General features: G+C 60.8%; 22 protein-coding genes. 11 read left to right on the forward strand and 11 right to left on the reverse strand.

Features of this window, described 5'->3' with window-relative positions:
* Positions 1-91 precede the first annotated feature (91 nt).
* Together ACEN2T_RS21680 and ACEN2T_RS21685 are read left to right on the forward strand one after the other, a co-directional pair.
* The gene (locus ACEN2T_RS21680; protein WP_095184607.1) at positions 92-1303 is read left to right on the forward strand and encodes an MFS transporter; all 1212 of its coding nucleotides are present in this window, start codon (positions 92-94) and stop codon (positions 1301-1303) included.
* 108 nt (positions 1304-1411) lie between these two features.
* Complete coding sequence (locus ACEN2T_RS21685; RefSeq protein ID WP_442117506.1) at positions 1412-2578, forward strand: GGDEF domain-containing protein; 1167 nt, start codon at positions 1412-1414, stop codon at positions 2576-2578.
* 876 nt (positions 2579-3454) lie between these two features.
* Here the strand turns inward: ACEN2T_RS21685 and ACEN2T_RS21690 are convergent.
* A complete protein-coding gene (locus tag ACEN2T_RS21690; protein WP_442117507.1) occupies positions 3455-3877 on the reverse strand; it encodes an MAPEG family protein in 423 nt (140 codons plus the stop codon).
* Positions 3870-4175: a DUF2834 domain-containing protein gene (locus ACEN2T_RS21695; protein WP_095184604.1), complete on the reverse strand. Its 306-nt coding sequence runs from the start codon at positions 4173-4175 to the stop codon at positions 3870-3872. The genes ACEN2T_RS21690 and ACEN2T_RS21695 overlap by 8 nt, the downstream gene beginning before the upstream one ends.
* Positions 4176-4258: 83 nt before the next feature.
* Here ACEN2T_RS21695 and ACEN2T_RS21700 point away from each other — a divergent pair, with 83 nt between their 5' ends.
* Positions 4259-5047 carry a helix-turn-helix domain-containing protein gene (locus tag ACEN2T_RS21700; protein ID WP_442117508.1) on the forward strand — a complete coding sequence of 263 codons (789 nt, stop codon included), beginning with the start codon at positions 4259-4261 and terminating at the stop codon, positions 5045-5047.
* A 57-nt stretch (positions 5048-5104) separates the two neighbouring features.
* Positions 5105-6811 (forward strand): amidase, encoded by a 1707-nt coding sequence (locus ACEN2T_RS21705; RefSeq protein WP_122680893.1) that lies wholly within the window; start codon positions 5105-5107, stop codon positions 6809-6811.
* Between the two features lie 134 nt (positions 6812-6945).
* Here ACEN2T_RS21705 and ACEN2T_RS21710 read toward each other — a convergent pair whose 3' ends face one another.
* Both ACEN2T_RS21710 and ACEN2T_RS21715 read right to left on the reverse strand, forming a co-directional pair.
* Positions 6946-7068 carry a hypothetical protein gene (locus ACEN2T_RS21710; RefSeq protein ID WP_442117509.1) on the reverse strand — a complete coding sequence of 41 codons (123 nt, stop codon included), beginning with the start codon at positions 7066-7068 and terminating at the stop codon, positions 6946-6948.
* Positions 7065-7283 carry a DUF6434 domain-containing protein gene (locus tag ACEN2T_RS21715; protein ID WP_032887169.1) on the reverse strand — a complete coding sequence of 73 codons (219 nt, stop codon included), beginning with the start codon at positions 7281-7283 and terminating at the stop codon, positions 7065-7067. Before ACEN2T_RS21715 ends, ACEN2T_RS21710 begins: the two co-directional genes overlap by 4 nt.
* Positions 7284-7529: 246 nt before the next feature.
* On the opposite strand from ACEN2T_RS21715, the gene ACEN2T_RS21720 reads away from it, so the two are divergent.
* Positions 7530-7955, forward strand: coding sequence for a nuclear transport factor 2 family protein (locus tag ACEN2T_RS21720; RefSeq protein WP_032887170.1), 426 nt, complete (start codon positions 7530-7532; stop codon positions 7953-7955).
* A 14-nt stretch (positions 7956-7969) separates the two neighbouring features.
* Here the strand turns inward: ACEN2T_RS21720 and ACEN2T_RS21725 are convergent, their stop codons facing one another.
* A complete protein-coding gene (locus tag ACEN2T_RS21725) occupies positions 7970-9295 on the reverse strand; it encodes an aminotransferase-like domain-containing protein (RefSeq protein ID WP_442117510.1) in 1326 nt (441 codons plus the stop codon).
* A gap of 90 nt (positions 9296-9385) precedes the next feature.
* Here ACEN2T_RS21725 and ACEN2T_RS21730 point away from each other — a divergent pair, with 90 nt between their 5' ends.
* Entirely contained in the window at positions 9386-10276 is an 891-nt protein-coding gene (locus ACEN2T_RS21730; RefSeq protein WP_442117511.1) for a DMT family transporter, read from the forward strand.
* Here the strand turns inward: ACEN2T_RS21730 and ACEN2T_RS21735 are convergent.
* The gene (locus ACEN2T_RS21735; RefSeq protein ID WP_032887173.1) at positions 10273-10830 is read right to left on the reverse strand and encodes a YceI family protein; all 558 of its coding nucleotides are present in this window, start codon (positions 10828-10830) and stop codon (positions 10273-10275) included. The two genes, ACEN2T_RS21730 and ACEN2T_RS21735, sit on opposite strands and share 4 nt — an antisense overlap.
* 86 nt (positions 10831-10916) lie before the next feature.
* Between ACEN2T_RS21735 and ACEN2T_RS21740 the strand changes: the two genes are divergently transcribed.
* Positions 10917-11405: a PaaI family thioesterase gene (locus tag ACEN2T_RS21740; protein ID WP_442117512.1), complete on the forward strand. Its 489-nt coding sequence runs from the start codon at positions 10917-10919 to the stop codon at positions 11403-11405.
* A 44-nt stretch (positions 11406-11449) separates the two neighbouring features.
* Positions 11450-12337 (forward strand): YghX family hydrolase, encoded by an 888-nt coding sequence (gene yghX, locus ACEN2T_RS21745; protein ID WP_032887176.1) that lies wholly within the window; start codon positions 11450-11452, stop codon positions 12335-12337.
* A gap of 458 nt (positions 12338-12795) precedes the next feature.
* On the opposite strand, the gene ACEN2T_RS21750 is transcribed toward yghX, so the two are convergent.
* The gene (locus ACEN2T_RS21750; RefSeq protein ID WP_032887177.1) at positions 12796-13980 is read right to left on the reverse strand and encodes a DUF2252 family protein; all 1185 of its coding nucleotides are present in this window, start codon (positions 13978-13980) and stop codon (positions 12796-12798) included.
* A 203-nt stretch (positions 13981-14183) separates the two neighbouring features.
* Between ACEN2T_RS21750 and ampC the strand changes: the two genes are divergently transcribed.
* Positions 14184-15338: a class C beta-lactamase gene (ampC, locus tag ACEN2T_RS21755; protein WP_442117513.1), complete on the forward strand. Its 1155-nt coding sequence runs from the start codon at positions 14184-14186 to the stop codon at positions 15336-15338.
* 89 nt (positions 15339-15427) lie between these two features.
* Here the strand turns inward: ampC and ACEN2T_RS21760 are convergent, their stop codons facing one another.
* Positions 15428-16705 (reverse strand): ATP-binding protein, encoded by a 1278-nt coding sequence (locus tag ACEN2T_RS21760; protein ID WP_032887179.1) that lies wholly within the window; start codon positions 16703-16705, stop codon positions 15428-15430.
* A complete protein-coding gene (locus ACEN2T_RS21765) occupies positions 16706-17413 on the reverse strand; it encodes a winged helix-turn-helix domain-containing protein (protein WP_095184596.1) in 708 nt (235 codons plus the stop codon).
* Between the two features lie 157 nt (positions 17414-17570).
* Between ACEN2T_RS21765 and ACEN2T_RS21770 the strand changes: the two genes are divergently transcribed.
* A complete protein-coding gene (locus ACEN2T_RS21770) occupies positions 17571-18770 on the forward strand; it encodes an MFS transporter (RefSeq protein WP_442117514.1) in 1200 nt (399 codons plus the stop codon).
* On the opposite strand, the gene ACEN2T_RS21775 is transcribed toward ACEN2T_RS21770, so the two are convergent.
* Positions 18726-19328: a tRNA-(ms[2]io[6]A)-hydroxylase gene (locus ACEN2T_RS21775; RefSeq protein WP_032887182.1), complete on the reverse strand. Its 603-nt coding sequence runs from the start codon at positions 19326-19328 to the stop codon at positions 18726-18728. The two genes, ACEN2T_RS21770 and ACEN2T_RS21775, sit on opposite strands and share 45 nt — an antisense overlap.
* 150 nt (positions 19329-19478) lie before the next feature.
* Here ACEN2T_RS21775 and ACEN2T_RS21780 point away from each other — a divergent pair, with 150 nt between their 5' ends.
* The gene (locus tag ACEN2T_RS21780) at positions 19479-20342 is read left to right on the forward strand and encodes a universal stress protein (RefSeq protein WP_032887183.1); all 864 of its coding nucleotides are present in this window, start codon (positions 19479-19481) and stop codon (positions 20340-20342) included.
* Positions 20343-20414: 72 nt separating this feature from the next.
* Here ACEN2T_RS21780 and ACEN2T_RS21785 read toward each other — a convergent pair whose 3' ends face one another.
* Positions 20415-20885 carry a DUF1289 domain-containing protein gene (locus ACEN2T_RS21785; RefSeq protein WP_032887184.1) on the reverse strand — a complete coding sequence of 157 codons (471 nt, stop codon included), beginning with the start codon at positions 20883-20885 and terminating at the stop codon, positions 20415-20417.
* Positions 20886-21195 lie beyond the last annotated feature (310 nt).

Here is a 21195-nt window from a genome sequence, read left to right on the forward strand (position 1 = left end):
CTGAATCTAGCATAAAGCCCGACACAATTTGAAATGGGCCGCCAGCCACGTATTGGCGGCCCCTGTTCGCTGCCTTGTATGGAATGCCTGCATGTCGACACTCACCGCGTCACCCGCCACTGCTACCAGTGCGCCCCAAGCAAGCCCATTAGTTATGCGTATCCTCGGTGCCTGCGCTTTGGCGCACCTGATCAATGACCTGATCCAGGCCGTGCTGCCGTCGATCTACCCCATGCTCAAGGCCAATTACGGACTGACGTTTGCCCAGGTGGGGCTGATCACCCTGACCTTCCAACTGACCGCCTCGCTGCTGCAACCGTGGATCGGCTACCACACTGATCGTCATCCCAAGCCTTGGCTGCTGCCGGCCGGCATGGTGTGCACATTGATCGGCATCCTGATGCTGGCGTTTGTCGGTAGCTTCCCGGCGATCCTGCTGGCGGCGGGTCTGGTGGGCGTAGGCTCGTCGACCTTCCACCCGGAAACCTCCCGCGTGGCGCGCCTGGCTTCCGGCGGACGCTACGGCCTTGCGCAATCGACCTTCCAGGTCGGTGGCAACACCGGCAGCGCCTTCGGCCCGTTGCTGGCAGCGGCGATCATCATTCCCTACGGCCAGGGCAATATCGCCTGGTTCGGTCTGTTCGCGGTGTTCGCGATCCTGGTGCTGTATGGCTTGAGCCGCTGGTACCGCAACCACCTCGCGCTGTTCAAGCTCAAGCAAGGCGGCAAAGCCACCCACGGCTTGTCCAAAGGCCGCGTGACGTTTGCCCTGGTGGTACTGGCAGTGCTGGTGTTCTCCAAGTATTTCTACATGACCAGCCTGACCAGCTACTTCACGTTTTACCTGATTGAAAAATTCCACCTGTCGGTATCGAGTTCCCAGATGTACCTGTTCCTGTTCCTCGGTGCGGTGGCCGTGGGCACCTTCGCAGGCGGCCCGATCGGCGACAAAATCGGCCGCAAGAAAGTCATCTGGTTCTCCATCCTCGGCGCCGCGCCCTTCACCCTGGCCCTGCCCTACGTCGATCTGTTCTGGACCGCCGTACTCAGTGTGGTGATTGGCTTTATCCTGGCTTCGGCGTTCTCGGCCATTGTGGTGTTTGCCCAAGAACTGGTGCCGGGCAATGTCGGGATGATCGCAGGTGTGTTCTTTGGCCTGATGTTCGGTTTCAGCGGGATTGGCGCGGCGTTGCTCGGTTTGCTCGCGGATAACCACGGCATCGAGTACGTCTACAAACTGTGCTCGTTCCTGCCGCTGGTGGGCATCCTGACGATTCTGCTGCCGTCGACCAAAGGCGTTTGACCCGCCGATCATCGGCTGGCTGTGTGCCACTACACAGAATGCTCTGAAAAACCTGCGTGTGCGCTTACAATCCCGGTTTAAACGCACACCAGGCAGACCCAGCAAGAAATGACGCTCGACCCTCCCACGATTTTGGCACTCACCGTTGCCCTGGCAGCCGCTGCCGCCCTTTACCTGCTGGTCGAATGGCGCAGCGTGCGGGAACCCTCGCTGCTGTTGTGGAGCAGCGGTTTCGCCACCATCACCATCGGTTCTCTCCTGGCCCTGCTGCGCATTAATGGCTTTTTAGTCATCGGTATCTGGTTCGCCAACGGTTTGCTGGTGACCGCACACTTCCTGTTTCTGCTCGGCGTGGCGCGGTTTACCCAAGTACGCGTGTCACGCGCCTGGGCCCTGATGCCCGTGATCTGGTTCGCCATGCTCGCGCTGCCAACGGACCAATCATGGTCCAAAGCCATGCTGGCGGTGCAATCGCTGTTGGTCGCCCTGCCCACCCTGCGCGCCAGTTTCCTGCTGCGGCCCCATGGCCGGTCCCTGAGCGTCGGCGCGGTGCAGTTGCGTTTCGTGCTGCTGCTCCACGGGACCTTTTACGTGGCCAAAACGCTGTCAGTGGTCATTCCCGGCACCCTGATCGACCTCGCCGCCTTCAAGGGCGAGATCATCCAGATCTCCCTGGTGGAAGGCGCCATGGCAATCATGCTGATTGCCTTGTCCATGACGGGTTCCGAACGTTACCGCCGCGAACAACAGATCGCCCGCCTCGCCGCCCGCGATCCGCTCACCGCCCTCTACAACCGTCGCGCCCTCGACCTGCGCGCCCCTCGCCTGCTGGCCCAGGTATCTTCGACCCAACCCGGCGCCCTACTGCTGATCGACATCGACAACTTCAAAGGCGTCAACGACCTCCACGGCCACACCGCCGGCGACCGCCTGTTGATCGCATTGAGCGAAATGATCCGCGCCGTCGTGCCCCGAGGCGCACTGGCAGCACGGCTGGGCGGCGATGAGTTTGTGATCCTGCTCAATCCCACGTCGGCTGAGCAGATCGTCGAACTGGGCAGCAGCCTGCGCGACCAGTTTCAGCAACTGGCCTCGCAGAGCTTCAGCACCCCGCAACCGGTGACCCTGAGCATTGGCGCCAACCTGTTCGATCAGCCGCCGGAGAGCCTGGCGGCGTTGATTGAGCAAGGGGATACGACGCTGTATGAGTCCAAGCGGGGTGGGCGCGACAGTATCCGGTTGGTGGATCGCAGGGGCGCCGCGCCCTACGGTTAGAGATCGTAACTAACCCCCACACCCCGCCCCGTCCTGACCGACTCCAACGCTTCGGTGTGAGCAGTACGCCGGTGGCACCGCAGACTTCAAGGCCAGTTACAGGTGACGGCGTATCAAGACAACCAAAGGCAAGCGATGGGTTTGAGTCCGTAAGGCGCTTTTTGTGGTGAGCGGGCTTGCCCCGCGCGAGGCAAGCTCGCTCACCACGGAAGTAAGCGGGATGCCACTGAATTTCAGACAAGCCTGCAACAAGTCATCGCGCCAAGCCCGAGCAAGCAGATCACCCCGACCCCATACGACTTCAAGGCCAGTTACAGGTCACGGCGTATCAAGACAACCAAAGGCAGGCGATGGGTTTGAGTCAGTGAGGCGCTTTTGTGGTGACCGGGCTTGCCCCGCGCGAGGCAAGCTCGCTCACTACAGAAGTGAGCGGGATGCCGCTGAACTTTATACAAGCCTTAAACAGGTCATCGCGCCAAGCCCGAGCAAGCAGATCACCCCGACCCCATACGACTTCAAGGCCAGTTACAGGTTACGGCGTATCAAGACAACCGAAGGCAGGCGATGGGTTTGAGTCAGTGAGGCGCTTTTTGTGGTGAGCGGGCTTGCCCCGCGCGAGGCAAGCTCGCTCACTACAAAAGTAAGCGGGATGCCGCTGAATTTCAGACAAGCCTTAAACAGGTCATAGCGCCAAGCCCGAGCAAGCAGATCACCCCGACCCCATACGACTTCAAGGCCAGTTAAAGGTCATGGCGTATCAAGACAACCAAAGGCAGGCGATGGGTTTGAGTTAGTAAGGCGCTTTTGTGGTGAGCGGGCTTGCCCCGCGCGAGGCAAGCTCGCTCACTACAGAAGTAAGCGGGATGCCGCTGAATTTCAGACAAGCCTGCAACAAGTCATCGCGCCAAGCCCGAGCAAACAGAGCACCCCGACCCCATACGCCAGCGTTCGCCAAGGTTGCCAACCCGCCAGATACGTCACCGTATGCGCCAGACGGGCCAGGGTAAAACCGCCAAACAACCACGCACTCGCCACAGCGGGCGCCTCCAGCGCAACACACAGCCCTCCCAGCACAAAAAACATGGGGATGTTTTCCAGATCATTGGCCCACGCTCTGCTCGCTCGGCCAACCGGTGGCAGCTCTATCGAATGCCTGGCGCGCTTAAAGAAAGCCGCATCTTCAGCGTTGGTGAATGCCAGGCCTCGAATGCGGAAATACCCTTGGTAGCAGGAAACCGCAAACATCTTCAGGCATAGCACCAGTACACACAGGGCATAGACTCTCAGGAGGTCATTCATCCCTGACTCCCTGCACCACGATATAGAGCAGCGGCCCCACTGACACAAACACCGCCGTCAATAAAAAGTACGGCACCACCGAACGCACTGACCGCCCTCGCCCGCGCGCATCCCGATACATCCATACACACGCCAATACCGCCATCAGGTAAAGGTCGATCACCACTTGCGCGGTGTCCGGTCGAGACATCAGCTCGCGCCCAAAGGCCAGCAGCGATTGCTCGGCAGTCAGCATCGTAACCAGGGTGTACAGCGAAAAACCGAGCAAGCCGGCCAGGGCAATATAAGGTCTGTGCATGGTGTCTTCCTTGAAGTGATCGAGGCCCACCTTAGTGATAAGGTTTGGCCCCTCGCAATGACCTCGGAGGTCATGAACACGTCATGGAAAACCCTGCTAGCGCCGGTGAACACCTGCGCCAACTGCGCCGACAGGCCAAGTTGAGCCAACTGGACCTCGCCCTGATCACCGGGATTTCTCAGCGTCATCTCAGTTGCCTCGAAACCGGTCGCGCCAGACCTAGTCCGGGGACACTGCACAACCTGTTGACCGCACTGGAGACACCGCTGGAGCAATCCAACCGCGTGTTCCTCGCCGCCGGTTACGCCCCGCGCTACACCGCGACCCCGCTTGCCTCACCGGCCATGGCCGCGGTTCGCGAAGCGGTCAACCATGTGCTGCACGCCAACAACCCCGCGCCTGCGATTCTGCTGGGCAGCGAGTGGCAAGTGCTGGCGGCGAATGTCAGTACCGGGCTGCTGTTTGAACGGGTGGGCATCAAAGCAGATGCAGCCGATGGCTTGAACCTGCTGACCACCCTGCTGCAAACCGGTGGCCTGGGCGATCACCTGATCAACGCCGAAGAGATCCGCACCCTGGCCTGGCAACGGGCAACCCGCGAGGCGCTGGGCAATCCAGCATTGGCTGCGCTACTGGCGAGTTTGCCAGCGCCGACTCACACTCAATTAACCACCGAAATGCCGCCGCTGGTGCTCACGCGCATCCGCTCACTCGAAGGCGAGCTGAACTTTTTGTCGACCTTCACCACGTTCGGCATGCCCCAGGACATCACCCTCACCTCGCTGCGCATCGAGCATCTGATTCCGGCTGACGAGGCGACCTGGCAGGTGATGCGCGCCGCCTTCGCGGACTATTCGGCGCTGGTTTTGTGAAATATCTGTACGTAGACTGCGGCCATACCTCCATCTGAAGGCGGCGAAGAAAACGTCATGCAAGTTACCGAAGTCTCCATTGCCCAATTGCGCGCGGCGCTTGAATCCGGCCAGACCACTGCCGTTGAATTGGTCCAGGCTTACCTCGCACGGATCGACGCGTACGACGGCCCGCAGACCGCCACAGCGCTTAACGCTGTGGTGGTGCGCAACCCACACGCGCTCAAAGAGGCCGAGGCGTCCGATGCACGCCGGGCCAAGGGCGAAACGCTTGGGCCATTGGATGGCATTCCCTACACCGCCAAGGACAGTTACCTGGTCAAAGGCCTGACTGCGGCCTCCGGCAGCCCGGCATTTGCCAAACTGACCGCCCAGCGCGACGCGTTCACCATCGAACGCCTGCGCGCCGGTGGCGCCATTTGCCTGGGCAAGACCAATATGCCGCCGATGGCCAATGGCGGCATGCAGCGTGGCGTATATGGCCGCGCCGAAAGCCCCTATAACGCTGACTACCTCACCGCACCGTTCGCCTCCGGCTCGTCCAACGGCGCGGGTACTGCAACCGCCGCCAGTTTCGCGGCATTCGGCCTTGCAGAAGAAACCTGGTCCAGCGGACGCGGTCCGGCGTCCAACAATGGCCTGTGCGCTTACACCCCCTCCCGTGGGGTGATTTCGGTGCGTGGCAACTGGCCGCTGACGCCAACCATGGACGTGGTGGTGCCATACGCCCGCACCATGGCCGACCTGCTGGAAGTCCTCGATGTGGTGGTCGCCGAAGACCCCGACACCCGTGGCGACCTATGGCGCCTGCAACCCTGGGTGCCGATCCCCAGCGTCGCCTCGGTGCGCCCGGCGTCTTACGCTGAGCTGGCTGCGACGGCTGAATCCCTCGCGGGCAAACGCCTGGGTGTACCGCGCATGTACATCAATGCCGACCCCGACGCGGGCACCAGCGAAAAACCCGGCATCGGCGGCCCGACCGGGCAACAGATCAACACCCGCGCCAGCGTGATCGACCTGTGGAAAGACGCCCGCAAGGCGCTGGAAGCGGCTGGCGCCGAAGTCATCGAAGTGGATTTCCCCCTGGTGTCCAACTGCGAAGGCGATCGCCCCGGCGCGCCGACGGTGTTCACCCGAGGTTTGGTGTCCAAGGAATTCCTGCACGACGAGTTATGGGAACTGTCCGCCTGGGCTTTCGATGATTTCCTGCGCGCCAACAACGACCCAACCCTCAACCGCCTGGCGGATGTGGACGGCCCGAAAATCTTCCCCCACGACCCCGGCACCCTGCCCAACCGTGAAGACGACCTCGCCGCCGGCATGGACGAATACGTGCGCATGGCCCAGCGCGGCATCACGCCCTGGAATGAAATCAGCACCGTGCCCGATGGCCTGCGCGGCCTAGAGCAAACCCGGCGAATCGACCTGGAAGACTGGATGGAAACACTCGGCCTCGACGCTGTGCTGTTCCCCACCGTCGCCGACGTGGGCCCGGCGGATGCCGATGTAAACGAAGCCAGCGCCGATATCGCCTGGAGCAATGGTATCTGGGTGGCCAACGGCAACCTCGCCATCCGCCACCTGGGCGTGCCAACCGTCACCGTGCCGATGGGCGTGATGGCGGACATCGGCATGCCGGTAGGGCTGACATTTGCCGGGCGCGCTTATGATGACTCGGCATTGCTGCGGTTGGCGGCGGCGTATGAAGCGACCGGCAGCAAGCGATTGATCCCCCCGCGCACCCCGCCACTGATCACAAACTAACGATTTACCCTGTGGGAGGGGGCTTGCTCCCGATGGCGGTGTATCAGGCAAAGCTGTTCCAACTGAACCACCGCCATCGGGAGCAAGCCCCCTCCCACATTTTGATCCTCATCGTTTCAGTACCGGCTTTGTCTTCACGACAAATGCCGGCAGCACACAGCGGCACCTGGCAGCGATTTGGGGGTGAGGGCAAACCACAGGCCGGACGCCAGGTGAATGCCGTAGTTGATCAGTACAACCAGTCCCTGGGTGATCATGGGCGGTTGTCATGGTTCAGGCGCTGCCATTCATCCACCACGTCGCCCAGGGTCTTGGGGATATCGTTGCGAATCCAGGCCATGAAGGGACGATCGAACTTGAAGGTCGGCCCGCAGTGCTCACGCATGAAGCGCCGCACGTTCTGGGTGTTTTTGTAGTGTGCGGTCACCGGGGTGGCGCGGGTGATGGGGTCGCTGTGCCAGTCAAAATCCATTTTGTCACTCGGGCAGGTGTTGGGTCGGCGTTAGCATAGCGATGTGCCAGCCACCCAGGAAGTGCCAAAACCTGCCGCGTACGAGCACCCCGCGTGTTGGGACATCGTATAAGGAGCTAAAACCTACAAATACCAATCTTGTCAGGGTATTTCAAAATTTTACTTTCCTTAGGGCCGGCAAATATTGCATGGTTGTACGACGACTATAGCTGTCGTGCACACCCCAACAACAATAAGGAAACACCCATGCAAAACGTCAAAGTGCTGATCGGTTTTCTGTGCCTGTTCAGCGGCTACGTGGCCGCAGCCCCCGCCGACAACGACGTAGCCCAAGCGGTCGATCACCTGACCCAAGCCATGCTGCACAAAGACATCAAGCAGCTCCAGGCCCTCACCGCCGAGCAACTCACCTACGGCCACTCCAGCGGCAAAATTCAAAACAAACAGGAATTCATCGCCGATATCGAGACCGGTCGCAGCGGCTTCAAGACTCTGGAAATGCAAAAACAAACCATCACTCTGCAAGGCGACACGGCACTGGTGCGCAACCACTTTCACGCACAGGCGGTGAACAGTGGCGTCGAAGTGCCTACCGACATCGAAAACTTCCAGGTCTGGCAAAAGCAGAAAGGCCACTGGCTGCTGATCGGTCGCCAGGCCTTTAAATTCTGATGGCTAGCGGTGGCTCACCACGCCACCACGTTGCGCACCTTGAGCAACGCCTCGCGCAGCGACGGCATGTCCACCGACCCCAACGCCAGGCGTAGCGCATGGGGCACCTGGGCCGAAACGGCAAAGGGCTCAGCGGTGGACACGGAAACGCCCTCGCGCTGCAAGGCCATGGCGACTTGATCGGCGCGGGCATCTTCCGCCAGGGGCAGCCACAAAAAATACGATGACGGGTGGCTGGTGTAGGCCACCCCCTTCAACACCTGCGCAGCCAAGGCTTGCCGAGCCCGGGCATCCTGGCGCTTTTGTGCTTCCAAGTGGGCGACGGTGCCGTCCTCGATCCAGGCCACGGCAATCGCGCTCATCACCCCGGGCACGTTCCAGGTGGTCGCCATGATGGTGCGCTCCAACGCCTTCATCCACGCGACAGGCGCCGCGACAAATCCCACGCGCAGCCCTGTGGCGACACTCTTCGACAACCCACCCACATACACCGTACGTTCCGGTGCCAGGCTCGCCAGGGGCGGTGGCGCGTCCTCAACTAAAAACGCGTAGGCCGCGTCTTCAATGATCATCAGGTTGTGCTGGCGGGCGATGGCGACCAGTTGCTCGCGCTGCGCCATGCCCATCACCCAGCCCAGCGGATTGTGCAGGGTCGGCATGCTGTAAACCGCGCGAACCGGACGCTTGCGACACACGCTATGCAGATATTCCAGGTCCGGGCCGCTGGCGGTGACGGGAATCGCGACGACTTCCAGATGCAGGGTCTCTGCCAACACCTTGAACCCCGAATAGGTCAACGCGTCCACCGCGATCACCTCCCCCGGCTTGAGCAACGCCATCATCGCCACCGCCAACCCATGTTGGGCGCCGCTGACCACCAACACCTGCTCGGCCTGCACCGTCAGCCCTCGGCTCAGCAGGTGGCGGGCAATGGTGGCGCGCTCATGCAGGCGGCCGGCGTGGGGCTGATAACGCAGCAGCGCTTCGAGGTCACCGGACAGCGCCAATTGGCGCAACGCAGTGCGCAGCAAGTCCGCCTGACCCGGCAACGAAGGGTAATTGAAGTTGAGGTCGAGCATGCCCGCCGCGATGGTCATCTGCCCACTGCCCTGCCCTGGCGGCAACGCAATCTCGCGCACGAAGGTGCCGCGCCCGGTTTCTCCGCTGACCAGACCCATGGCCTCCAGCTCGGCATACACCCGACTGGCGGTGACCAGCGCCAAGCCATGATCCGCGGCCAATTGGCGATGGGTAGGCAATCGCATACCAGGGGGCAGTCTTCCGCTGCGAATGTCTTCGGCAAAGGTGTCGACCAGTGACTTGTAACGGGCGCGGGGCATTGGCGATGTATCCATGACAATTTTTTGATTGTCTTGATTCTCGATCCTAGGATGGGCACCACGCAACTCCTCTTTTTCGGGACAGCCCCCATGGAACGTACGTCTCCCCTCAACGCCCTGGACAACAGCACTCAGGGTTGGATCAATGGCTTTATCGGCGTGGTGATTTTCAGCGGCTCACTGCCCGCTACGCGCTTGGCGGTCATGGAATTCGATCCGGTGTTTCTGACGATGATTCGCGCCGCCATCGCTGCCGCATTGGGGCTGCTTCTGCTGTGGCTGTTCAAGGAAAAACGCCCCGCGCGCACTCAATGGGTGCCCCTGCTGATCGTCTCCCTCGGCGTGGTAATCGGCTTCCCCCTGCTCACCGCCCTGGCCCTGCAATACGTAACCTCCGCCCATTCCATCGTGTTTATCGGCCTGCTCCCCCTGGCCACGGCGGTGTTTGGCGTACTGCGGGGCGGCGAGCGGCCGCGACCGGTGTTCTGGGTGTTTTCGATTCTGGGCAGTGCCTTGGTGACGGGTTATGCCTTCGCCCAGGGCGTGAGCGCCGCACCGGCCGGCGATTTGCTGATGCTCCTGGCGGTGTTGGTGTGCGGCTTGGGCTATGCCGAGGGCGCGAAACTGTCGCGCAGCCTGGGCGGCTGGCAGGTGATCTGCTGGGCGCTGGTGGTGTCGCTGCCGGTGGTGCTGCCGTTAGGCCTTCTCCTTGCTCCGCCAAGCTTTGCCGGCATCAGCCTGACAGCCTGGCTGAGCCTGGGGTATGTGGCGCTGTTCAGCATGTTGATCGGCTTTGTGTTCTGGTATCGCGGCCTGGCTCAAGGTGGCATCGCGGCCGTCGGCCAGTTGCAGTTGCTGCAACCGTTCTTCGGCCTGGCGCTGGCGGCGGGCCTGCTGCATGAACAGGTCGGTCTCGGCATGGTGCTGGTGACGGTGGCGGTGATCGCCTGCGTGGCCGGTGCGAAGAAGTTCGCCCGCTAACGCTGCGGTGCGACCATCTTGAATTTGATATGGATGTCGTTGGAAACCACGCTGTTGCCGGCCCATTCACCCTCACCGATCTTGAAATCGCCGCGATTGAGGATGAATTCGCCGTCGAACACGCCAATGCCATCCAGCTCCTTGAGCACCACCTTTACATCAACCGGGCGTGTGGTGCCCTTAATGGTCAGGTTGCCGCTGATCCTGAAGCGGTTATCCCCCAGCGCCTTGACCCCAGTGGATTCATACACCCCGACCGGATAGGTCGCGGTGTCAAACCAGGACGCGCGTTGCAGGGTGTCATTGGCATCGTCACTGCCGGCGCTGATGCTGGTGAGCTGGATCTTGAGCAGCGCGTGTCCCGCCTCCGGCGCCTGCGTATCAAAGGCCAAGGTGCCCTCGAATTCCTTGAACGTCCCATACATCCGCTGCCCCAGTTGTTCGTAGGTGAAACTAATCTGGCTGGCAGTGTGATTGACGTCCTTGTACTCCACCGCCTGGGCGCTGGCGATAAAGCCCAGGACAAGCGCAACCGGCAAAAATCCACGTTTCATGCACCACTCCGCAAAGTCTGGATGTATTCCCATCACGCGTTTGTCCTGCTAAACAGAATAGTCGCCCACAACAATAAGGACGTTGCATGCAAGCGCTACAAGACATCACCGCACCGGAAGGAATCTGCTACGGCTGCGGGGGCAGCAACCCTCACGGGCTGCACATCAAGAGCCGCTGGGACGCAGACGGCATCCATTTGATCGCCCAACACGCGCCAGAAGCTCACTTCACTGGCTGGCCGGACCTGGTCTACGGCGGCCTGATCGCCATGCTGGTGGACTGCCATTCCAACTGGACCGCCATGGCCTACCACTACCGCACCGAGGAACGCGAACCCGGCAGCCTGCCACGCATCGACTGCGTGACCGGCAACCTCGGCATCAAATTCATCAAGCCCACGCCCATGGGTGTCACCCTCACCTTGCGCGCCAGGGTCGAAGGCGACGTGGCGCGAAAAACCCGCGTGGTCTGCGAGGTATACGCCGGCGACGTGCTCACGGCAATCGGCGACTCGGTGTTCGTGCGCGTCGACACCGGGCAACTGGCCGCTGCCGCCCATGGCCGCGAGGGCTGAAGCTGGTCTACATTGACTGTCACCGCTAATCGAGGATTGCACCGATGACTCGTCTCACCGCGAAAGACTTTGCCCCCGAACTGCTGGAACTCTACGACGGCTACGCCCACGGCAAGATCAACCGCCGTGAGTTTCTCGACCGCGCTGCGCTGTTCACTTTTGGCGGCCTGACCGCTTCCGCCCTGCTAGCCTCCCTGAGCCCTAACTACGCCCTGGCCGAGCAAGTGAAATTCACCGACCCGGACATCGTCGCCGACTACGTCACCTACCCCTCACCCAAGGGCAACGGCACGGTACGCGGCTACCTGGTACGCCCGGCCAAGGCTGCGGGCAAATTGCCGGCGGTGGTGGTGGTCCACGAAAACCGCGGCCTGAACCCGTATATCGAAGACGTCGCCCGACGCCTGGCCAAAGCCGGCTTCATCGCCCTGGCCCCGGACGGCCTGACCTCGGTCGGCGGCTACCCCGGCAATGACGAAAAAGGCGTAGCGCTGCAACAGACCGTCGACCCGACCAAACTGATGAACGACTTCTTCGCCGCCATCGAATGGCTGATGCACCACGACAGCAGCACCGGAAAAGTCGGCATCACCGGCTTCTGCTACGGCGGTGGCGTGACCAACGCAGCAGCGGTGGCCTACCCCGAACTGGGCGCAGCCGTCTCCTTCTACGGCCGCCAACCGGAAGCCAAGGACGTACCGCGGATCAAGGCGCCGATCATGCTGCACTTCGGCGAGCTGGATACACGCATCAACGAAGGCTGGCCGCCCTACGAGGCAGCCTTGAAAGCGGCCGGCACAACCTATGAAGCGTTCATCTACAAGGGCGCCAATCACGGCTTCCACAATGACTCGACGCCACGCTATGACGAAGCAGCCGCCAACCTGGCATGGGAAAGAACGCTGGGGTGGTTCAACAAATACCTGGCATGACTGGCGCTGCTCTGGCTGTTGCTGCTGCTTTTGATCTTGATCCAAAGCGCCCCGTCAGACGCGCTGGCCGAACGCAGGCTTGAACCCGTGGGCAACCCGGCAGGACGCCGGGTTAGCCGCACTGGGCCATAGATCCAAGCCGGAGTGAGGGCATGCAGATTCCAGGCGAAGCACCGAGTGTTGGGGCGAAGGCCTTTTGGTTACTTTTGGCTGGGCCGGCATTCCGGCCTTTCCAAAAGTGGCCCGCTGTAAGCGCGGAACCCTAAGCCGTCGTTACCGCAGAGATGGATATGTACCCCAACCAACATATGAGTCGACTGTCAGGCCGCCATCGGGAGCAAGACCCCTCCCACATTTGGATAGGGGACCATCAGTCAAATGGCGTAACCCTGGCCGCCGTTGACGCAGAAACAGACATGTACCAGCTCTCCTACGCAAAACCCATCACCCCCTCGACATCAATGCTCCAAAGCATACCGCCGGCAATGATCCAAATACCCCTGCTCATGACTCCCCACCAGCTGCACCACGCTGGTCCACAACCACGAAGGCGCATCCAACTCCCTTGACCGGTTTTCCTGCAAAACCGCCATCCAATCCTTACGAGTCGCCCGATCCATCTGCCGGGCATGAGCAACGCCAACCACCCGAGCCAAATAACCCGCAGCGTGCATCGCGTCAGTCTCGCTCAACTCATCCAACTCCAACTTCATGTCCTGAGGCAGCAGTTCGCGAATAAAAAACCCGTGATCCAGAAACCGTGTCGCCACCATCCGCTCGCCAAGGCCCGGCGACAACTGACGCGCAGCTTCCACAACCCGGCGGGCGTTGTCCCTCGGCATCTTCGCCCGTGCGGCCCGGGGTGCAGCGGCGCCGACCGCCTCCTTGATATCGATCAGGCAATACGCCTGATCATCCTTATCACCAACACCGAGCAAGGCCGCGTAGCGCAACAAGCCAAGGGAGCTGCAGCCCTTGACCCAATAAGCGCAATCCAAAAGTTCGACCTTGGCATCCTTGGGCCGGCCTTTGAGCGAAGTGACCAACTGGTGGATCTCGTCCGACGCGCAGACGACTTTCAGCGCGCTTTTTTCGGCCCGCGACAACGGCCAGAAATGCTTGCCTAACGGGATAGTCGGCCGGGCGCTTTCGATGCGCTCACGGGCCAAGTGCTTCCAGGTGCGCGCCACGGCGTTGCGCATCCCCGCCTTGACCTGGGACGGGCGTGGCGGCGTTTCATCGGGCTTGTCTTTGAAGGCTTGTTCGTAGCCCACCATCATTTCTTCAAGCATGCGTGCGGTGGTTACCCCCGGCAGGTCCGAGCCTCGCGCGGCGGTCGCCAGGGACAAGGCCAGGCGCACCAGGTCGTGGGCCGGGTTGCCAATCACTGCCTGGTCCAGGTCGCGGATATGCATATCGATGCGCCCCTTGGTGTCGCCGGTGGGGCCAAGGTTGCCAGCGTGGCAGTCGCCGCAGATCCAGATCGCTGGCCCGCGGGGCAAACGGCGTCCAGGCAAGCTGTGCAGCCACTCGTAGAATTGAACGGTACTGCCGCGCACATAAGCGTGGGCCGAGCGCGCCATCTTGAGGTTTCGCAGTTGGGTCAGGTGGGGCATACGAGCGGAGGGGCGCGGTGTTTTCATGGAATAACTCAGTACAGGTGTAGCGGTAGAGCGATGCGCCTCGGAGAATGTTTCATTATGTTTCTAAAAAATTTATCACGTTGGCCTTCTCCCGTTATATCCAGGCAAGAGACTTCATCGTTTGCCCAGAGCAGGCGAACTGCCTATATTTGCCTCCCCCGCGAGGGCCTTTTTTAATCGATCACTTTCATGGAAACACTCTCATGCCCCTATCTATGTTCTCAGGCATGCGCAATCTCACGGTGGTAGCCGCCCTTTTCGCTACCGGCCACTGCCTGGCCGCGACCGATCTGCAGGCGGTGGTGGACGCGAGTGTCAAGCCGCTGATGCAGCAACAGTCCATTGCCGGTCTTGTGGTCGGCGTGGTTCAGGACGGCAAAGCGCACTATTTCAACTACGGCGTCGCCTCCCAGGAGACGGGGCAGCCCGTCAGCGAGAACACCCTGTTCGAAGTCGGGTCGGTGAGCAAAACCTTCACCGCCACCCTCGCCGGTTATGCGGCGGCTACCGGCAAACTCAAGCTTTCGGCCCCGGCCAGCGACTACCTGCCAGCCTTGGGTGGCGGCAAGTTTGATCACATCAGCATTCTTAACCTCGGCACCTACACCGCCGGCGGCCTGCCTCTGCAATTTCCACCGGAGGCTGACAACAATCAGCACATGATCAGCTACTTCCAGCAGTGGAAGCCCGACTTCGCCCCAGGCACCCAGCGTTTGTATTCCAACCCGAGCCTGGGCCTGTTCGGCTACCTGACGGCGCAGAGCCTCAAGCAACCGTTCGATCAGGCGATGGAAAAAACCCTGCTGCCCAAACTTGGGCTCAAGCACACCTTCGTCAAGGTGCCGCCGAGTCAGATGAGCCTCTACGCACAAGGCTACGGCAAGGATGGCAAACCGGTGCGCGTCGGCCCCGGCGCCATGGACAGTGAGGCTTACGGCATCAAGACCAGCGCCTCGGACTTGCTGCGTTATGTGCAAGCCAACATGAACCCGGCGAAGCTGGAAAGCGCCGTGCAACGCGCGGTCAGCATCACTCATACCGGCTACTACACCGTCGACGGCATGACCCAAGGGCTGGGCTGGGAAATGTACCCTTATCCCATCACGCTCGATGCGTTGACTGACGGCAACTCCACACCAATGGCCATGGAGCCGCACAAGGTGAACTGGCTAACCCCTGCCCAAGCGCCCCACGCCAACACGCTGGTGAACAAGACCGGCTCCACCAATGGTTTTGGCGCCTATGTGGCCTACGTGCCGAGCAAGGGACTAGGGGTGGTGATTCTGGCGAACAAGAACTACCCGAATGCAGAGCGTGTGAAAGTCGCCCATGCAGTGTTGAGTGCGCTGGACCATTAAAGCCGGACACGAGCCCACCCTGTGATGAAGGGCTTGCTCAGCCACAGCAAGCCCTCCACCACATTTGACCTTCATCGTGTTCATAAACGTTATTCAGCATTCGCCCACGTCATCCGAAACGACGCCCCACCCCGCTCCGAATCCTGCACATGCACCTGCCCGCCATGCCATTGGGACACTCGCTGCACCAGCGCCAGGCCCAGGCCGAAGCCGCCGGTACGGCGATCACGGCTGGCATCCAGGCGCATAAACGGCTGGAAGATCTTCGCCCGGCTCTCCTCGGGTACACCCGGGCCGTCGTCACATACCCGCACTTCATAACCGTTGCCGAATTTGATCAGTGAAATGTCCACACGGTGCTCGGCGTAACGGATGGCATTGCGCAGCAGGTTGATCACCGCTCGCGCCATGAAACGCGGCTCAATCTGGATCACGTCCACTTCGCAGGTGCGCAACGACAAGTGTATGCCCGCCGCCTCCGCCTCCAGGGCCACGCTACCGATCACGCTGTCGAGCCAGCTATGGGCTTCGATGCGCTCGCGAGTGACCTGGGTCGCGCCGCGTTCCAGGCTGGCGTAGGTCAGCAGTTCGGAGACCATTTCCTCCAGCTCGCCCAGGTCGGCGTACATATCGGCGATCAATTCGCTGCGCTGACGCGGGTCGGCCTGCTGCTTGAGTTGGTCGAGTTCAAACGACAATCGTGCAATTGGCGTACGCAGCTCATGGGACACCGCATTGGTGAGTTCGCGCTGGTTGGCGATCAGGCTCTCGATACGCTCGGCCATCTGATTGAAGTGCCCGGCCAGCTCGCGCACGGTGGAGCGGCGCGGCAGCAGGATGCGCGAGCCGAGGTCGTTGTCACCAAAACGTTGTGCGGCCAGACGGATGTGCTCCAAGTCACGCCAATGCGGACGCACCCAGAAATACAGCACTACCGCCAGGCACAGACCCAGCAGGCTGTAGGCCCACAGGTATAGCCATTTCGGCTCTGCCGGCAGTTTGATTTCGAGCAGTTGTGGACCGCTGTCGACCGAGGCGATGAACTCCATGAAATCGCCACGCACTACCAAGTGGCCGGCCGCCAGCAATTGTTGTTCACGGGGGGTCAGGGCCAATTCATCACGCTGGACCAGTTTCAGCAGCAAACCATAATGTGGCTGCAATTGGGCCAGCCGCGCCGGACGCGCATCGGCCGGCAACGGGCGCAACTGCTCCACCAGACCGTACGCCGGGCCACGCATGGCTTCGCGATTATAGGTTTCGTTGGCTTCGGGCAGCAGTTCATCAAAGGTGTAGTTGACCAGCCAAATCGCCCCCGCCAACCCCAGCGCGAGGATGATGTACAGGCGCATGTATAAGCGCAGCATCTAGACCTCCCAAGCAAACGGATTGAACAGATACCCCTTGCCCCAGATCGTCTTGATACACACCGGCTCACGTGGGTTGTCATTGAGTTTGCCACGCAGTTTGCTGATGTAGACGTCGACGCTGCGGTTAAGGCCGTCGAACGCGATGCCGCGCATGCGGTTGAGAATGTCATCGCGGGAAAGAATGGTGCCGGCGTTGCTGGCCAGCAACCACAGCAATTCGAACTCCATGGTGGTGAGGTCGATCTTGTCGTCCCCCAGGCTGACGACCCGGCAACTGCGGTCGATGGCCAACCGACCGAACGCCAGCGCCCCGCGTACGGTAGGCTCCGGCAATTGGCGGCGTTGCAGCGCACGCAGGCGCGCCAGCAGCACCGGCGGTTTGATCGGTTTGATCACGTAGTCGTCGGCGCCGGATTCCAGTCCGAGGATATGGTCCAGGTCATCCTCCTTGGCGGTGAGGATCACGATGGGAGTGTCGGACACACTGCGAATCTCGCGGCACACCTGTAGGCCGCTCTGGCCCGGCAGCATCAGGTCGAGTACGACCATTTTCGGTTTGAACGCCAGGAACGCCGCCAAGGCTTCATCACCTCGGTGTACCACGCGAGGCTCGAAGCCGTGTTGTGATAAAAAATGCGCGATCAGCCCCGCCAGCTTCTCGTCGTCCTCAACAAGCAGAACCTTACCCTGACCCAGGTTTTCCATACGTTCTCAGTGCGCGCACGCGGATTGAAGAGGCGGCATTATAGGTGGCAAGCTGGGCAACTGAAGCAGATAGCCAACGGGCGTCCCTGAAGCTTCATGTTTTTAAGAGTTTTTTACAAATAGCCTGCATTCTTTAACGCCAATCACAGGGAGTTGTATGCGTAAGGATTACCTGGCGTTCTTTGTTTCGCTGTTCCTGTCGCGTCTGGCGGATCAAATCCTGTTGTTTATCGTGCCGCTGATCGTATTTCAAACCACCCAAAGTGCGTCGTGGGCAGGCCTGGCCTTTTTTATCGAGTCGCTGCCACGCTTCCTGGCCTTCCCGGTGTGCGGCGCCGTGTGCGACAAGTATTCGCCCGTGCGTATCCTGCATATCAGCCAGGTCTACCGGGCGCTGGCCTGTGTGGTGGCTGTGGCGCTTTACGGGATGTTCGACGGTATCTACTGGCTGGTGCTGCTGTCCGCGCTATGCGGGGTGCTGACCACCCAAGGCATCATGGCCCGGGAGGTGCTGATGCCGCATATCTTTGCGCAATACAGCTATGCCAAGACGTTGTCCTACTCCCAGATCGCCGACCAATCCGGCCTGGTACTGGGGCCGTTGTTGGCCGCGCTGATGCTGGAGGTGTGGGCCTGGCATTGGGTAGTGCTGGGGGTTGCAGGGCTGTTCGTGTTGGCAGACCTGGCGATGCGCGCGTGGCAACGTAACACCTCAGTCAACCCGCAACCCCATCAGCAGCACCGTGATATCTGGCTGCAACCGCTGCGCATCGCCGTCGCGCATATCCGCAACCTGCCGGGGTTGAAACGCCTGATTGCGCTGACGGTGGGCGTGAACCTGCTCATTGGCGCCACCCTGGCCACTTCCGCCGCCATGGTCACTGGCGATTTCAACGCCGACAAGGATGCCTACGCGCTGCTGCAAGCGGCAGGTGCGCTGGTGACTATCGTGATTCTGTTTTACCTGTCGCGCACGACCTTGCCGTTAAAACGCCTCGGCGGCGTGTCTTACGGACTGATCACTGTGGGCGCGCTGATCATGGCGGTCAGCCCCAACCTGTGGGCTTACAGCCTTGGCTTCCTGCTGGTTATAGGCTTCGACAAGATGTACAGCGTCTATATGCGCAGCGTGCGCCAGCAGGTCATCCCGGTAGAGGACTTTGGCAAGACTGTCGGCATGATCACCCTACTCAATAACCTGCCACAGCCCGTGGCTGGCCTGGTGATTGCCGTGCTGGCAGCGCCCTTGGGCACGCAAACGGTGATCCTGCTGCTGACCGGGATCACCGCGCTGATCGGCATGGCCGTCGCCTCAGGCCGGCACACCACTGTGAAAGCGAAACTCGACGTCAGGTGACTCAATCAATTCCTGCTCGGCCGCCCTCACCCGCTCGATTACCTGAGCGATATCCTTTGCATCGCCATACTGGTAGGCCAGCTTCAGGTAACCCTGGAAATGCCGCGCCTCGCTTTTCAGCAGGCCGAAGTAGAACTTGCTGAGTTCTTCGTCCAAATGCGGCACCAACGCTTCGAAACGCTCGCAACTGCGCGCCTCGATAAACGCCCCGACTACCAACGTATCCACCAATTTCACTGGCTCATGGTTGCGCACGACTTTGCGCAAGCCCGAGGCATACCGGCTGGCATGCAACTGGCGCAGTTCAATCTTGCGCTTTTTCATCAGGCGCATGACCTGTTCGTGGTGCACCAGTTCTTCGCGGGCCAGGCGCGACATCATGTTAATCAGGTCGACATGGCCGTGATACTTGGCGATCAGGCTCAAGGCAGTGCTCGCGGCCTTGAATTCGCAGTTCTTGTGGTCGATCAGCAGCGTTTCCTGATCGGCCAACGCGGCCTGGACCCAGGCGTCGGGGGTGCGGCAACCGAGGAATTCGTGGATTTCTGGCAGGTTCATCGGGCTCACGGGCAAAAGGATCACAAAAGGCCGGCGATTATACCGACCACGCCGCAGACCACCAGCCACCGGCCTTGATGTGCATCAACATGACGGCTGCCGGGCAGCAACTATAGTTATTCCACGCCCACTCTTTTGGAGATCCCGACCATGCAAGCCATCCGCAGTATCCTGGTGGTCATCGAGCCCGAGCATTCGGAAAGCCTGGCCCTCAAGCGCGCCAAGCTGATCGCCGAGGTTACCGGCGCGCACCTGCACTTGCTGGTCTGCGATAAAAACCATGAGCATTCGGCGCTATTGAGCCTGCTCAAGGCGGGATTGCAGGAGGATGGCTACAGCGTGACCACCGAACAGGCGTGGAATGCCAGCCTGCATGAAACCATCATTGATGTGCAGCAGGCTGAGGGCTGCGGTTTGGTGATCAAGCAACATTTTCCCGACAGCCCGCTGAAGAAGGCGCTGCTGACACCGGCGGACTGGAAGCTGCTGCGCTTTTGCCCGACACCGGTGTTGCTGGTCAAGACGTCCACGCCATGGGCTGGCGGGGTGATCCTGGCAGCAATTGATGTGGGCAATACCGACAGCGAGCACCGTTCGCTGCACAATTCGATCATTGATCATGGATTCGACATCGCCAGCCTCGCCAAGGCGCAGCTGCATGTGATCAGCGCCCATCCGTCGCCGATGCTGTCAGCGGCGGACCCGACGTTCCAACTCAAGGAAACCATCGAAGCGCGCTACCGCGAGCAGTGCCAGGCGTTCCAGGCTGAGTTCGACGTGGACGACGCGCACCTGCATATCGAGGAAGGCCCGGCGGATGTGCTGATTCCATTCGCGGCGCACAAGTGGCAGGCAGCAGTGACCATCATCGGTACCGTAGCGCGCACCGGAATTTCCGGTGCACTGATCGGCAACACGGCGGAGGTGGTGCTGGATGCTGTGGAAAGTGATGTGTTGGTGCTCAAGCCGCAGACATTGATGGATCACCTGGAAGAGCTGGTCACCAAACCCTGACGCCTATCCTCCAGATAACCGACGTCCAATGTGGGGGGCGGCTTGCCCCCTCCCACATTCCGATTTTTGCCGTCAGGTAGAGAGCGCATCCCTGAGGAACCCTGGGGCGATATAGCGCTGGTAGTGGGCCTCGGACAGGATAAAGAACTCACGGTCGATGGCATCGCGCAGTTCCGGCAACGCCCAATCACGAAACTCCGGCAACAGCACCATGCCGTACGCCTCCAGGTTATTGATGACCCGCGCCCCGCGCGCAATCAACTGGTATGCCCAGCAGTACTCGGATTGGTGCGGCACGAAGCGGATCTTGCGCTGCTCCAACTGACCGCGCAGGGTCTTGGGGTCGAAAATCTCCAGTTTGCCGGCCATCACCTGCACCAGCAGTTGCTCCAGGCGCAGCCATACCGCACGTTTTTCTTCTTCGCTATAGCCATTCCACAGGATTACTTCGTGGTGGAAGCGCTTGCAGCCACGGCACACCAGATCGCCGTAAACCGTGGAGCACAGGCCGACGCAGGGGGTCTTGATGGTTTGGTTGGACATGGGCAACGACACGCAAATCAGCGAAACAGTGCGCCATGTTAGCCCTTTGTCTAAGGTTGATCACCCAGCAAACTTGCCATGGCAACTTACCTTTAGAAATTTTTTGCCGTAGAATCATCCGGCCTTGTAAGGCGCCAATAATCCGCTGGAAGCTGTTTTCAAAGCGTCACGAGCACAGTCGTTCCTTCAGAACGGTGTTGGCGCGGACTTGACCCCGGTAGGTCAACAACCGCGCCAACCCTCATCAGCTCCGTTCTGCAGGCGTAAAACTTTGAAAGCAGCTTCTGTGAGGAATGCCGGCAGCGCTGGC

The sequence above is a fragment of the Pseudomonas sp. W22_MBD1_FP4 genome, from assembly GCF_052113765.1.
GTDB classification, from domain to species: Bacteria; Pseudomonadota; Gammaproteobacteria; order Pseudomonadales; family Pseudomonadaceae; genus Aquipseudomonas; species Aquipseudomonas sivasensis.